This window comes from Fusobacterium necrogenes, assembly GCF_900450765.1.
Classification (GTDB): Bacteria; Fusobacteriota; Fusobacteriia; order Fusobacteriales; family Fusobacteriaceae; genus Fusobacterium_A; species Fusobacterium_A necrogenes.
Window position 1 is genome coordinate 1,148,634 of the sequence record NZ_UGGU01000003.1, and the last position, 15,394, is coordinate 1,164,027.

Sequence of the window (15,394 nt, forward strand, 5' to 3'; positions counted from 1 at the left end):
TATTTAGTAAGGAGAAAAATTTTATGAATTGGTTTGAAAACTTAGTAAACATAATCAATGGAATTATGTGGAACAAAAATTTATTAGTAATACTTTTAGTGGTAAGTGGAATTATTTTTACTATTAGAACAAGGGGAGTACAATTTAGATTATTTGCTCATATGTGCCAACTTTTAACTGAAAAATCTAAGGTGGGAAAAGATGATGTTTCTTCATTCCAAGCTTTCTGTATAAGTACAGCGTCGAGAGTAGGAGTAGGAAATCTTGCTGGAGTAGTAGCAGCTGTATCAGTAGGGGGACCTGGTTCTGTATTTTGGATGTGGGTAGTGGCTTTACTTAATTCAGCAACAGCTTTTATCGAGTCAACTATAGCTATACTATATAGAGAAAAAGATCCAAAAGGAGGATATAGAGGAGGAGCACCATATTTTTTAACAAAAGGACTTAATCAAAAGTGGTTAGGAGTACTGTTTGTAATTTTTGCTCTTATTTGCTGGGGAGGAGTTTTCCAAGTAATTTCAAACTCTGTTACAGAATCTTTTAATACAGCTTTTGGAATTAACACAAATATGACTTCTTTGATTTTAGTAGTGTTGTCTGCTGGAGTACTTTTTGGAAATAGAAATAAAATAGTAAAAGTTTTAGATAAGATGGTTCCTTTTATGGCAGCTTTATATTTAATAGTTGTTTTTTATATAATTGTAAAAAATATAGGACTTATGGGTACAACTATGGTAGATATATTTGAACATGCATTTGGAGTTAAACAATTTTTAGGAGGAACATTTGGTAGTGTTGTTATGGAAGGAGTAAAGAGAGGACTTTTCTCTAATGAAGCAGGGTCTGGTTCTGCTCCATGTGCAGCAGCAGCAGCAGAAGTGGAACATCCAGCCAAACAAGGATTAATTCAAGCTCTAGGAGTATTAGTAGATACAGTTGTAATTTGTAGTGCTACAGCTTTTGTTATTTTATTATCTAATGGACACGTACAAGAGGGATTAGGTGGAATGACTTTATTACAAGAAGCTTTTAGATACCATGTAGGAGAGTGGGGAGTTGTTTTTACAGCGGTAATTTTATTCCTTTTCTCATTTAGTACAATTTTAGGTATTAGTTTCTATGCAAAACCTAATTTATATTTTCTCTGTGAAAAAGAATGGCCGCAAGAAGCTTTTAAAATATTTACACTGATTATGTTATACTGGGGAGGAGTTAGACAAAACTTCTTAGTATGGAGTTTAGCTGATTTAGGATTAGGACTTATGACAATAGTAAATATGATTGGAGTATTTCCTCTAGTTTCAAAAGCTCTTGAGAGTTTAAAAGATTACGAAGTTAAATATTTTAAAAATAATTAATTTAAAAAAAGGAACTATTACAATAAAAATTTTGTAATAGTTCCATTATTTTTTATTAACCTCTCTAGTTATTTAAATATTAAATTAACTAAAAAAATTTAAAAATCATATAATTTTTAATTATTAAAGATAAAAATATCATAAATATCCAAATTTCTATATGGACTTGGTAACTTAATCTTTACTTTTTCCCATAGTCTACTAAACTCTACTCTCCCCATATTTCTTATTCTAGTTACTATTTGTTTTTTATACAAAAGATTAACTCCACTACTACTTAATCCATTTAAAATATCATTTTGTAGTTCTTTAAAATTATTCTCATCTACACTTATCAATGAATAATAGTTAGCTAACAATCTCTTTTCTAAACAATACTCCATAGTAAATAATTTTCTTATAGAACTAGCAACAAAATCTAAATTCAATCTTAAAGTAAAATTTCCTTCACGTTCTCCTTCAGTTGCAATAAAGGGTAAAAAAACATTTTCAAAATGGTGGTTCTGTATAGATTTAGTAAAAATTTTAAAATTATTAAAAAAAGAATTTTTTAAAATAACTCGTTTATTAAAATTCTCATCAACTAAATATGAAACTCCCAAATGCCTAAATAAAGAAAATGTCAAATCTTGTGAGTGTCCAAAATTAAATATATATTCTTTATAAACCACATTATCATTCACTCTCTTTATAAAATTTTCTGCTTTTTCTAATAACTCTCCCATATTTTCTAATTGAAATATCCTATCAAAGAAATTTTGTTTTAATATAAGACTTTTTCTTCTTTCGAGAGGTAATTTCATCATACATTTTTCTAAATTTGTAGTTTTCAACAATCTTTTTATAAATCCTTCATCTATATCGAAAAATATAATTTCATCTTTCTCTACTAAAATTGTTTGTGTATCTTTTATTGCCTTTACTCTTTTCAATTCTTTAGCTAAAAACTCTAAATATGATTGATTAAATAAGGAAAATATTTCTCTTTCCTCTTTTTTTAAATCTGTTCTCTCCTTTAGTATTTTATCCAAATTTATATAGTCTAATACTGAAACAATTCCTTCTCTATTTATTCCTATTGCATTCCAAGTATATGTATATGGAATTACATTATACTTTCTATCAATAGAAAGAGCTACATATTGTGCTATTCCTCCTCCTAATGAGTGACCAGTTAAAGTTATACTCCTATGTGGAATTTTATCTATTTTTATTAGCTTTTGATAAACTTCAACCCCTTCATAAAATTGTTGTGGGATCTTTCCAAGTCCAATAGCTAAATCTGTTTCTATGAAATCTTTATAAGCATCTTCTAAAGGAAATTTTTCACTTCCTCTATAAGCTACAACATAAGTCTCATCTTTTTCAAAAACTACTGAATAAAAACCTGAAGCTTCCTTTCCTGAAGAAGCCGTTCTATTATCTACATAGTAAATTTTCCAACTTTTCAAAATTTTTTTATAGTATTCATAAAATATCTTTCTATTCTTAGACAAAAAAATAGAGAATGTCTCAGTTATAGAAGGGTTATTTTCAAAACTCTCAAATACCTCTTTGAGTGTTTTTCCACACTGACTTTTAGTAAAGTTATAATATGATAAAACACTTAAAAGTATATATTCCCTAACTGTTGTCATCTTCGCCTCCCTATCATATTGCCACTAAAATCAAAATTAAATAAGTAATTGCCCAACCTAAAAAAGCACCTATTAAAGTTTCGAAAAATGTATGTATCTTTCCTTCAATTCTAGAATGAATAACAAGTACAGTTAAAATAAAAGTTAGAAAAAATATTTTAGGATTATCTGTAAGAGCAGTTACTAAAGTTAATATAGAAGTAGCTAATGCACTATGTCCACTAGGAAATCCTCCCCTCAAAGCTGTTCCTTTTCCAGTTATAGCTTTTATACATATAACAACAACTACTATTAATACAAAAATAGATAAAACAGTATGTTGATATGAGGCCTTCAAAAAAGAAAAAGCTTCTTTCATATTCAATATTATTCTCTTTTCAAAGACTATATACCCTACAAAAAGTGCGTTAATAGCTGTTATTAATACTGCACCAGCTGCTATATCTTTTGCTCTTTTTGCTAGTGGATGATATTTTTCTGTAACCATATCTACACAACTCTCAATAGCTGTATTAAAAAGTTCAGCTAACCATATTAATGCAACACTGATAATTATAGCTATAGCATCATATTTCCCTATATCCAAAAAAAGAGAAAAAATAAATACTATAATTGTGCAAAAACAATGAAATTTCATGTGTCTTTCTGTTCGAATGGTTTCAAATATTCCTTCAAAAGCTACGTTAAATTTCTCAGTAATTCCAATATTTTTCCATTTATTTCTCTCTTCCATTATCATCACATCTCTCTAGTAAAGCCAGAATTACCTAATAATTCTTCTTCTTTAGCTCTCATTTCTTTTTTACTATTTTCATCAATATGATCATATCCCAATAGATGTAAAATTCCATGAGTTAATACATAAAAAAACTCTCTTTTACTAGAATGATTGTATTCTTTTGCTTGTTCTTCTACTTTTTCTAAAGAAATAACAATGTCACCTAAAGTATCATATGGACCTATATCAAAATCTTCTGTTTCATGATAAGCAAAAGATATCACATCAGTAGGTTCATTCTTATCTCTATATTCCCTATTTATTATTTGAATCTCTTCATTACCTGTTAATAGAAGAGATATATATACCATTCCTTTACTCTCATACTCTTTTTCTAACACTTTTTGGATATATCCTCTTATCTCCTCTTCATTTACTAAATTATCAAAACCTTCTATCTCCAAAGACATCTCTAATACTACTTCCATCTTTTCTCCTTTATCTAAATTTTATTTTTGGCCCGGATATTTTATCCTTACATGATGTATACTCACTAATGTTTTTATAAAAACTCTAATTATTATTTCTATCTCTTTAAATGTTAGATTAGCTTCTGATAGCTGATTATCTTCTATTTTACCATTGATAATCTTTCTTATCATATTCTCCATAGTTATTGGATTTTTTTCATCTAATGACCTTATAGCTGCTTCAATAGAATCCGCTAACATTATTATAGCAGACTCTTTTGTCTTAGGTTTAGGCCCACTATATCTAAATTCCTCTTTCTCAACATTTGGATCTAATTTTTTAGCTGCATTATAGAAATAGGCTAAAAAACTCGTTCCTTGATGCTCATACATTATATCCCTTATTTCTTTAGGAATTTGATAGTCTTTTGCCATCTCCGCTCCATCCTTAGTATGAGATGTAATTATTAATGTACTCATAAATGGAGATATTCTATTATGTGGATTTTCTCCATTCTGCTGATTTTCTATATAAAATTTTGGTCGTTTAGTCTTTCCTAAATCATGATAATATGAAGCTACTCTACAAAATACTGCATTCGCTCCTATTGCAGCAGCAGCATTTTCTGAAAGAGTTGCTACCATTACAGAGTGTTGAAAAGTTCCTGGAGCTTCAACTGATATCTTCTTTAACAAAGGATGAGATAAATCTCCTAACTCTAATAATCTAAATATTGTTAAAATATTAAAAGTTCTTTCAAAATATGGTAAAAATGCTATTGTTAACATTCCAGAAATAAGTCCTGACAGTAAAATAGAACCAGATGTTATAGCAGTTGTAAATCTTTCTATCTCTGAAAAATATGAAAATAATAAGTATATTCCTACTTTTAAAATTGATAACTGTACTCCAGCAGCTATGATACCAGAACGAGTATTTATTTTAGATACTATGTTAGCAGCAAAAGAAATAGCTATAAAATACATAGTAAAAAATTTTAAATCAAAATTTAATATTGGCATCAAAAAAAATAACATAAATGAAAATAGTGAGGTTGCATAATTTTTTCCAACTAAGAGTATTAATAAGAAAAAAGCGGTATCTGCGGGTAAAAGATACATTAAATCATTGTTAAATACTCTAAAAGCTACAAGTGTTCCTACTAAAATTAAAAGAGAAGATCTATAATAATTCTTATTTAAAATTACTTTTCTATAATTATTAAAAAATAAGCCATAAAAAAGTGAAGAAATAATTCCTAAATATATTATATTAGCAAAGATGAGAGCAAAACTTTTCTTATATGAATAAACTCCACTTGCTTCTAAAATCTTTATTCTTCTCTCGTTTAAAATCTCTCCAGTTTTAGCTAATAATGTTCCAGCTTTTATCTCTACATATTGATCTTTTATTTGAGAAACTTTCTCTTGAATATTTTTTTTAGTTTTTACTTCATCATATATAAAATTTGGTGTAGTAAATATGTCAGCAATATTTTTTTCTAATAAGGTTAAATTTTCATATTCTCTTCTTATATCTTCTGGATAAAAAATTTCATTTTTCTCTTTAACAATCCCTTCTTTATATGCTTTTTCTAAAAAAGATCTTATCTTTTTTTCTAAATTTTCTATTTCATACAACTCCAAAACCAGTATATTATTAACAAGTACAGTTGAAATTTTTTTATTAGTATTTCTCTCAATTTTTCCATACTCTATATCTTCTATATTGCTATTTTTTTTCAAATATATATTGCTGAAAAATTCATCAAAGTAATCTAAATATAACTTTTCTGCATCTGATGAAAATATATACTCTTTCCCGGATTCTCTTATCATATCTTCAATTATTTTCTCTTTTGCACTATCATCTTTAAAAATAATAGTATTAGGGGCATAAATATCAGCCCTTACAATATCCCCTATTTTATAATTATTTTGATTTGAAATAAGAGATATCTTAGAAGAAAAAGCTATAATAAACATGATCAAAATCATATAAATTAACTTTTCTCTCAATGAATAATCACTTGAGTAAATATTTTCATCACTATACTTATTTCTTTTTATCTCAAACTGAAGTTTTAAGCCAAAGAGATTTATTGTTTTCATTATTCTCCTCCTTTCGTGCTCTTAGAGATATCCTCTAATATCTCACTCCTACTTAAAATTTTTATATTTTTAGTAGGTATGGAGTCTACAAAATATTTTCCATATTTCTTCATAATGACTCTATTGTCTAATATAGTTATTGTTCCTGAATCTGTCTTACTTCTAATGAGTCTTCCTATTCCCTGCTTAAATTTGATAACTGCCTCTGGAATTTGATATTCAGTAAAAGAGTTTTTCCCTTGAGCAGTTATATGCTCAATTATTGCCTCTGTAACTGGGTCACTAGGAACTTTGAAAGGTAGCTTTATTAAAATTACATTACTTAATTGATGTCCCTTAATATCTACTCCTTCCCAGAAAGAGTCTGTTCCAAATAATACAGGATTTTTTCCATTGATATACATATTTACAAGTTGACTACGAGGAGCCATTCCGTGAATAAATAACTCTATCCCATTAGCTTCTAACTCATCTCTTATCATATAGTATACATAATTTAATGTTTGATAAGATGTAAAAAGCACAAAGGTTTTTCCTCTTGATACTATCAGCTGAGTTTTTAAATATTCTGAAATCTCATCTATAAAATTTTTATCTGATGGATTTGGAATATCATTTGGTATATATACTTTCATCTGATTATCATAATCAAATGGAGAGTGTATTACTTTGTCTAAAGTATTTTTATCTAAACCAATTGACTCTTTAAAATATGTAAAATCATTTCCTATTGCTATTGTAGCTGAAGTAAAAATTATCTGATTTAAATTTAGATAAAGATTCTTTTGTAACTCTCCATCTATTTTTAGAGGTGTTGCTACTAGTTTTGAATTACTTTTTCTGCTATTTACCTCTATCCAATAGATAAACTCCTCATCTGAAAAATCGTGTATAAATCTAAAATTATTTATAAATCCATCTAGTCTATCAATATATTTTGAAAAATCATTGATATGACCTAGCCTATCCTCTTCATCTTTTAACTCTTTTATTAGCTCTCTTACTTTTCTATTGTAGGAATTATACTCACTTAAAAATTTATCCTTAAAATCATTTAGAGTATTTAAAAATGGAGAGTTTTCCATCTCCTCTTTTCTAGCACGGAAAGTAAATGTTCCCATCTCCCCCTTAGAAAATACTTCAATAATATGGTTGAAATACTCTCTTCCTGCTATATAAAGAGATTTATGTTTAAGTTTTATCTCCTCTATCTCTCTTTCTAAAATTCCATGATTATCTAATTCTTCACTCTTTATATGTTTTAAAACAAAGTCTAAAGCTCCTGTATTTTTTTTCTTCCCCTCTGTTATAAAAATCTGGTTCATAGTTTTGGTAAAGCTATATTTAGAAGCTTCATAAGAAAAATAATCCCTAGCTACCTTTTCTATGTTGTGAGCCTCATCAAAAACAACTAATCCATATTCTGGTAGAATAGAGTATTCTGTATTAAATCCTATCTCTTTTCTAATAGCCAAATCTGAGAAATACATATGATGATTTGTTATTAAAATATCAGCTTTCTTTTTCTCATCTCTTGACTTTAAAAAGAAACACTCATTTTTATATGGACACTTATTTCCAGAACACATATCTGTTTCACTTTGAAATAACTCCCATATAGTATTATCAGCTTCAAATGTAAGTTCAGCCTTATCTCCAGTTTCTGTTTGATTACCCCATTTTATAATCTCAGCAAACTGATTTTTTTGAGAAGTAGTAAAATCTTCTAAAAGAGATTTATCTCCCATAACTACATTGTGATATTTTCTATTACAGAGATAGTTTCCTCTACCTTTTACAAGAATATATTTAAAATCTCCCTGTATAACTCTTTTTGCTATTGGAATATCTTTATTTAAAAGTTGCTCCTGTAAATTTATAGTATTAGTAGAGATTACAACTCTTTTTTTATTTTTTATTGCCCACTCAATACTTGGAATAAGATAAGCTAATGTTTTTCCTGTTCCTGTCCCTGCTTCTACTATAACAGAAGTTTCCTCATTCAATCCTTTTTCTATATGAAGTGCCATATCTAATTGCTCATTTCTATATTCATAACCTTTAAATACCTGGGAAAGCAGTCCTGTTTTTTCAAAATATGACCCTGTATCAATTTTTATATTTTCATCTTTAAAAAGTTCTACTATCACATATATATCATTTAAATCATTATTGACTATATATGAAGCTCCATCCATCTTATTTGAATAAATAGAAGCTATCTCAACATCAGCATCTGATGGATATAAAAATCCTGAAGGATGATTGTGTATTATTACCTCTCCTTTTCTCATAATTTTTAAAATAGCTGGAACTGAATACTCATTTCCCCTAGCTAGAACCTGTACCTGTGTAACTACTCCATTTTTATCTGGAATTCCTCTAAAAAAAATTTCATTTCCTTGAGCTTTTTTTATCTCATCATACATAACTTGTCTAGCTTCTAAAGAGATTTTCTCTTTTATATCCATAGTTATCCTTTCATAAAAATTATAATTTTCGATATTATATAATACATCTTTTTTTAAAAAATAGCAAGTTCGAACTAAAGATTGATTTCAAAAAAATACTTTATTTTTTCTGAGAAATATGCTATAATAATACTGGTCCATTGTACAAGAAAAGGTGTCTCTTTTGTAGCTTAACTTAAACAAATTAAAAAAAACTTCTGTCATTTTTATAATTGACATTTTGTTTAAATTATGTTATCATCTTATGGAAAAAATAAAAAAATTCTTTTTTAAAACTTAGGAGGTTTTTAATTTGGCACATTCAAGATCAGCTAAAAAGAGAGTATTAATAGCAGAAAGAAACAGAGAGAGAAATCAAGCAGTAAAATCTAGAGTTAAAACTATGGTTAAAAAAGTTTTAGCAGCTGTAGAGGTTAAAGAAGTAGAGGCAGCTAACGCAGCTTTATCAGTAGCTTACAAAGAGTTAGACAAAGCAGTTACTAAAGGAATCATCAAGAAAAATACAGCATCTAGAAAGAAAGCTAGATTAGCAGCTAAAGTAAACGCACTTTAATTTGTACTTCAAGGGTATCCGAAAGGATACCCTTTTTTCTTACAAAGACTTAAGGAGGAAAATTATGATAAAATTAATAGTATTAGATGTAGATGGAACTTTAACTGATGGTAGATTATATATGGATGATAAAGATAACTGTCTCAAAGCTTTTGATGTAAAAGATGGATTTGCAATAGCTCAATGGATAAAATTAGGAGGGATAGTTGCTATTATCACTGGTAAGACTTCTAAAATTGTAAAAAGAAGAAAAGAAGAGTTAGGTATCCAAGAACTAGCTCAAGGAATTAGTAATAAAGTTAAAGAATTAAATAAGCTTCTTAATAAATATTCACTTTTACCAAATGAAGTAGCATACATTGGAGATGATATTAATGACTTAGGAATAATAAATAAAGTTGGATTTTCTGCCTGTCCTAAAGATGCTGCACCTGAAGTCGTAGAAAGAGTAACATATGTCGCTAATAAAAATGGTGGAAAAGGTGCAGTTAGAGAAATTTTTGAAAAATTGATGAAAGAAAATAATATGTGGGATGAAGTTTTAAAAAGATATATTAATGAAAATTAAAAATTCTATCTAATTTTTTACTAGATTTTTTTAGTATAAATCACTTGAAAATTTCTATTTTTTATGTCATAATACTATATGTAGTAAATTGTTATTTTTTTTTAATATATATTGTGTTAGAAGGAGAGTATTATGATTAAAGTATATGCTAAAAGTGATTGTAGTAAATGTAAAGTATTAAAAAATATTTTAGACGAAAAAAAAGTTGATTATGAATATGTGGAAGATTTAAAAACTCTTATGATAATAGCTAGTCGATCAAGAATAATGTCTGCTCCTGTCATTGAAAAAGATGGTAAGGCTTACTCTATGGAGCAGTTTTTAGAGGTTTTATAATGAAGTGGATAGTAAATAGAGCTGGAGTAAAAGAGGAATTAGACATAAAAAAAATAAGAGAAAAATTAATTAAAGCTTGTGAAAATTTAGATGTGAATATGGTAGAATTAGAAAGTTATATTGATGCTATTTATCAAGAAGGAATAACTACAAAAAAGATTCAAGAATCTCTTATAACGCAAGCTGTTGCTATGGTAAGTTTTGAAGAATCAGATTGGACATATGTAGCTGGAAGACTTCTTATGATGGAAACAGAGAGAGAAGTTTTTCATAAAAGAGGTTTCTCTTATGGAAAGTTTTTACAAACAGTAAGAGAACTAGTCGATAAAAAAATATATGACTCTAGACTTGGAGATTATAGTGATAAAGATATTGAAGAGTTAGGAAAATATATTGTTCCTGATAGAGATATGATGTATGACTATGCTGGTGCTAATATGTTGGTGAATAGATATCTTATAAAATATCTTGGAAATACCTATGAATTACCTCAAGAGGTTTTTATGTGTATAGCTATGCTTTTAGCTATAAATGAAAAAAATAGAGTAGAGATAGCAAAAAAATTCTACGATGCCCTCTCTCTTAAAAAAATCTCTTTAGCTACACCTATTCTTGCTAATTTAAGAATTCCTAAAGGTAATCTTTCATCTTGTTTTATTACAGCTATTGATGATAATATAGAGTCTATCTTCTATAACATAGATACAATAGCAAAGATTAGCAAAAATGGTGGAGGAGTCGGAGTAAATATCTCTCGTATCAGAGCTAAAAACTCTATGGTAAATGGATATTATAATGCCAGTGGGGGAGTTGTTCCTTGGATAAGAATAATAAATGACACAGCTGTAGCTGTAAACCAACAGGGAAGGCGTGCTGGAGCTGTTACAGTAGCACTTGATACTTGGCACTTAGACATTGAAAAGTTTTTAGAGTTACAGACAGAAAATGGAGACCAAAGAACAAAAGCTTATGATATCTATCCTCAAGTAGTGGTATCTGATATCTTTATGAAAAGAGTAGAAAAAGATGAGATGTGGACTTTAGTTGACCCATATGAGATTAGAATGAAGTATAATCTCGAGCTTTGTGAACTCTATGGTGTAGAGTTTGAAAAGATATATCTACAGATAGAAAATGATGAAACTCTTACTCTAAAGAAAAGAATCAGAGCTAGAGAGCTATTTAAAGAGATAATGAAAGTACAGATTGAAACAGGTATGCCATATATTTTCTTTAAAGATAGTGCTAATGGAATGAATCATAATAATCATATTGGGATGATAGGAAATGGAAATCTTTGTATGGAGAGTTTTTCTAACTTTGCTCCTAGTAAAAACTATACTGAAGAGGAAAATAATGGTAGTGGAGTTAGAAAAGTAGATTTAGGTATGGTACATACTTGTAACCTTGTATCTATGAATCTAGCTGAAATAGAAAGAGATGAGCTAGAAGATATCACTGGCATAGCAGTAAGAATACTAGATAATACCATAGATTTAACTGAAACTCCTATTCTTGAATCTGATAGACATAATTCTAATTATAGAACTATAGGAGTAGGAACTATGGGACTTGCTGATTTTATGGCTAAAGAGTTTATGATATATGAAGAGTCTTTAGATGAGATAGATAGACTATATGAAGAGATTGCTCTTTATACAATTAAAGCTTCTGCCTTACTTGCTAAAGAAAGAGGAGCTTACCCATACTTTAAAAACTCTATGTGGGATAGAGGAATATTCTTTCAAAAAGATAGAGTTTGGTATGAAAAAAACTCTCAATTTGCTGATAAGTGGAGCGAGGTATTTGATTTAGTTAAAGAGTATGGGCTTCGTAATGGAGAGCTTTCTGCTGTTGCTCCTAATACTTCTACATCATTACTTATGGGAGCTACTGCTTCTGTAAATCCAACCTTCTCTAGATTTTTTATAGAAAAAAATCAAAAGGGAGCTGTCCCTAGAGTTGTAAAATATTTAAAAGATAGAGCTTGGTTCTATCCAGAATTTAAAAATGTAGATGCTCAAACCTATGTAAAGATGATGAGTAGAATTGGTAAATGGGTTACTCAAGGAGTTTCTATGGAGCTTCTATTTGATTTGAATAAAAATATTCGTGCAAAGGATATATATGATACATTTCTTACAGCTTGGAAAGAGGGATGTAAATCTGTTTACTATATTAGAACTATTCAGAAAAATACAAATATAGCTAAGGATAAAGAGGAGTGTGAAAGTTGTAGTGGATAGAAAAAAACTTTTTAATCCATCAGGTATCGACTCACTTAATGAGCGAAAGATTATCAAAGGAAATAGTACAAATATTTTTAATCTTAACAATGTAAAATATGGTTGGGCTAACCACCTTTATAGAACTATGATGGGAAATTTCTGGATACCAGAAAAAATCGATTTAACTCAAGATAGAGTTGATTACAACAATCTTACTAATTATGAAAAGGAAGCTTATGATGGAATACTATCTTTTCTAATCTTCTTAGATAGTATCCAAACAAATAATATTCCTAATATCTCTGACTACATTACAGCTCCAGAGATAAATCTTATACTATCTATACAAACTTTCCAAGAGGCTATACACTCACAATCTTATCAATATATTATAGAGTCTATTCTCCCTAAGGAAACTAGAAACTATATTTATGATAAGTGGAGAGAGGATAAGATTTTATTTGAAAGAAACAGATATATAGCTGAAATTTATCAAAACTTTTTAGATAATCCAGATGACAAAAATTTTGCTAGAGTAATAGTAGCTGACTATCTATTAGAATCTATCTACTTTTACAATGGATTTAATTTTTTCTACCTTTTAGCTAGTAGAAATAGAATGATGGGAACTTCTGATATAATCAGACTTATCAATAGAGATGAGTTATCTCACGTTGTTATCTTTCAACAGATGATAAAAGAGGTACAAAATGAAAATCCTAATTTCTTTGATGAAAATATTATTTATGAGATGTTTGAAAAAGCTGTTGAACAGGAGATATCTTGGACTAATCATATAATCGGTGGAAATATTTTAGGAATTACTGAAAAAACTACTGAAAGTTACACTAAGTGGCTTGCTAATGAAAGATTAAAAAGTATAGGATTACAACCTCTATATGAAGGATATGAAAAAAATCCTTATAAACATTTAGAGAGATTTGCTGATACAGAAGGAGAGGGGAATGTAAAAGCTAACTTCTTTGAAGGAACTGTTACAAGTTATAATATGAGCTCTTCAGTTGAAGGTTGGGATGAATTCTAGTTATTACCTTTCTTGACTTTTTAAAAAATTTAATATATAATTAGGGCATTACTTTGGAATTTTTCCAATAATACCTAAAAATTAATAGCTACCTTTTATGGTAGCTTTTTTTCTAAATAGAAGGAGTTGACTCTATGTTTTTAATCGAAAAATTTATATCACTTTCTCTACTCTCTCCTCTTCCTATAATTATTATCTTACTGTTTATAGGTATAGGAAATCTCTTTAAAAAAAGAAAAAAATCAGGATTAGTTCTAATTCTCATTAGTATATTTTTATATTTTGCATCTAGTGAAGTGTTTATTGATAAAAAACTTTATGATCTTGAAAATAGTTATTCTGTTATTTCAGAAGAGAATCTTGAAAAAGGAGAAGTCTATGTTTTACTTGGTGGTGGAATAATCACTACTACTGGAGAGGGAAATATTCCTGGTATTATGCCAGCTGTAAGAATTATGAAGACTGCTGAATATTATAAAAAATATCCTAAAAAAATCTATATCTCTGGTGGAAGTCCACTACAAAATCAAGAGAGTGAAAGCTCTGTCTATGCTAGAGAATTAATCTCATTAGGAGTTAATTCTGAAGATATTATTGTTGAAGAAAATAGTAAAAATACAAATGAAAATGCTCTTTTTATAAAGCAAGAATTGGAAAAGAACGGGATAAAAAATATTATTCTAATTACTTCAGCTTTTCATATGAAAAGAAGTATGTTTATCTTTAAAAAAAATTTAGATGGAGTAGAAATTATTCCTGCTCCTTGTAATTTTTTAGCTTCTAAAGAAAAAGAGAATTTTTTCTACTACATGCCAAAATATTATAATCTTCTAAAATTTCAACTTTGGCTTTGGGAAACTATTGGAAATGTTTATTATAAAATTAGATATTAAAAATTAAATTATTTAAATATAAAAGGAAAAAAGTTTACTTCCAATCGCTGGTGCTTACGCAATGCTCATTTCAGTAAATTTTTTCCTTTCTTTTCTAAAGAATTATTCAATCTCTCCTCTAATTTCTCCCAAAATTTTAATTGTAATTCTACTTTTATATTATCTAATACATCTGGTAGTTTATATAAAATATCTAAATACTCCTTATTTGATAAAATCATCTCTTTCAATTCTTCACTCAAATTTCTCTCCTCTTTACCTGTTAATTTTAATAATAAGCTTCTATATTGAACAAGTGTTTCTCTTATTATTGGAACTTCTGCAGTTTCTTTAATAGAATTTTCAATCCAATTTATAATATCATCTTTATATGAAATTATTTTTATTTCATCAATTTTTTCTTTTGATAATCCTTTTATACTATATTCACTTGGTTCTTCTCCATAAAGAGTTAGATAAACTAATTCTATTTCATCATCTTGATACCCTTCTAATCTCATAGAATCATAGTATCTTTTTAATTGTTCATATTGGTCTCCAGCATATATTTTATTTTCAATTATAATTATTTTTCTCTTTTCATCTGAATATAATTTGAATAAAATATCTATTCTTCCATTTTGTTTAACTGAATACTCTGAAAAAACTTGATATTTTTTGACTTTAATTCCCTCTACTCCTAATTTTTCTAAAAATAATTCAAGAATTTTCTTCCCATAATTTTTATTTTTTAATAATTCCACTAAAAATCTTGAATGAAGATTCACTTCATCATATTCATTTCTTAAAATAGAAAATATATTAAAATCTTCTTGATTTGAATTTAATAACTTGTATTTTTTATTTATCAAATTTAAATTTTCAAAAAATATTCTATAATTCCACATATTTTCTTCCTTATTATTTTATAATAAATTTCTTTATTTTTATTATATAATAATCAGATTATTTTTTTCAAGTTTCTAATAATAGAAAAAGAGAAAATCTCTTTTCTCTTAATAGATT

Annotated in this window: 13 protein-coding genes; 7 read left to right on the top strand and 6 right to left on the bottom strand. The window is 27.9% G+C overall.

Features of this window, described 5'->3' with window-relative positions; all coding sequences use genetic code 11:
• Positions 1-23 precede the first annotated feature (23 nt).
• Positions 24-1,358, top strand: a complete 1,335-nt coding sequence (locus tag DYA59_RS05590; protein WP_115270192.1) for an alanine/glycine:cation symporter family protein — start codon at positions 24-26, stop codon at positions 1,356-1,358.
• Between the two features lie 116 nt (positions 1,359-1,474).
• On the opposite strand, the gene DYA59_RS05595 is transcribed toward DYA59_RS05590, so the two are convergent.
• From DYA59_RS05595 to DYA59_RS05615, 5 genes are read right to left on the bottom strand one after another with little or no spacing between them, the layout of a single operon-like run.
• Positions 1,475-2,995 carry a lipase family protein gene (locus tag DYA59_RS05595; RefSeq protein ID WP_115270194.1) on the bottom strand — a complete coding sequence of 507 codons (1,521 nt, stop codon included), beginning with the start codon at positions 2,993-2,995 and terminating at the stop codon, positions 1,475-1,477.
• 13 nt (positions 2,996-3,008) lie between these two features.
• Positions 3,009-3,734, bottom strand: a complete 726-nt coding sequence (locus tag DYA59_RS05600) for a diacylglycerol kinase (RefSeq protein WP_115270196.1) — start codon at positions 3,732-3,734, stop codon at positions 3,009-3,011.
• A complete protein-coding gene (ybeY, locus tag DYA59_RS05605; protein ID WP_115270198.1) occupies positions 3,734-4,201 on the bottom strand; it encodes an rRNA maturation RNase YbeY in 468 nt (155 codons plus the stop codon). Before ybeY ends, DYA59_RS05600 begins: the two co-directional genes overlap by 1 nt.
• 21 nt (positions 4,202-4,222) lie before the next feature.
• Positions 4,223-6,295 (bottom strand): HD family phosphohydrolase, encoded by a 2,073-nt coding sequence (locus tag DYA59_RS05610; protein WP_115270200.1) that lies wholly within the window; start codon positions 6,293-6,295, stop codon positions 4,223-4,225.
• Positions 6,295-8,766, bottom strand: a complete 2,472-nt coding sequence (locus tag DYA59_RS05615; protein ID WP_115270207.1) for an ATP-dependent DNA helicase — start codon at positions 8,764-8,766, stop codon at positions 6,295-6,297. Before DYA59_RS05615 ends, DYA59_RS05610 begins: the two co-directional genes overlap by 1 nt.
• Before the next feature lie 292 nt (positions 8,767-9,058).
• On the opposite strand from DYA59_RS05615, the gene rpsT reads away from it, so the two are divergent.
• The 6 genes from rpsT (at position 9,059) to DYA59_RS05645 (ending at position 14,389) form a co-directional block, all read left to right on the top strand.
• Positions 9,059-9,319, top strand: coding sequence for a 30S ribosomal protein S20 (gene rpsT, locus DYA59_RS05620; RefSeq protein WP_005884634.1), 261 nt, complete (start codon positions 9,059-9,061; stop codon positions 9,317-9,319).
• Between the two features lie 64 nt (positions 9,320-9,383).
• Positions 9,384-9,887, top strand: coding sequence for a KdsC family phosphatase (locus DYA59_RS05625; protein WP_115270209.1), 504 nt, complete (start codon positions 9,384-9,386; stop codon positions 9,885-9,887).
• Positions 9,888-10,019: 132 nt separating this feature from the next.
• On the top strand, positions 10,020-10,223 hold the full coding sequence (locus DYA59_RS05630; protein WP_115270211.1) for a glutaredoxin domain-containing protein: 204 nt from the start codon (positions 10,020-10,022) through the stop codon (positions 10,221-10,223).
• Positions 10,223-12,469 carry a ribonucleoside-diphosphate reductase subunit alpha gene (locus DYA59_RS05635; RefSeq protein ID WP_115270213.1) on the top strand — a complete coding sequence of 749 codons (2,247 nt, stop codon included), beginning with the start codon at positions 10,223-10,225 and terminating at the stop codon, positions 12,467-12,469. Before DYA59_RS05630 ends, DYA59_RS05635 begins: the two co-directional genes overlap by 1 nt.
• Positions 12,462-13,496, top strand: coding sequence for a ribonucleotide-diphosphate reductase subunit beta (locus DYA59_RS05640; protein ID WP_005884628.1), 1,035 nt, complete (start codon positions 12,462-12,464; stop codon positions 13,494-13,496). The genes DYA59_RS05635 and DYA59_RS05640 overlap by 8 nt, the downstream gene beginning before the upstream one ends.
• A 134-nt stretch (positions 13,497-13,630) precedes the next feature.
• Positions 13,631-14,389, top strand: coding sequence for a YdcF family protein (locus tag DYA59_RS05645; RefSeq protein WP_115270215.1), 759 nt, complete (start codon positions 13,631-13,633; stop codon positions 14,387-14,389).
• Between the two features lie 65 nt (positions 14,390-14,454).
• Here DYA59_RS05645 and DYA59_RS05650 read toward each other — a convergent pair whose 3' ends face one another.
• Positions 14,455-15,276, bottom strand: coding sequence for a PDDEXK-like family protein (locus tag DYA59_RS05650; protein ID WP_115270217.1), 822 nt, complete (start codon positions 15,274-15,276; stop codon positions 14,455-14,457).
• Between the last annotated feature and the right edge of the window lie 118 nt (positions 15,277-15,394).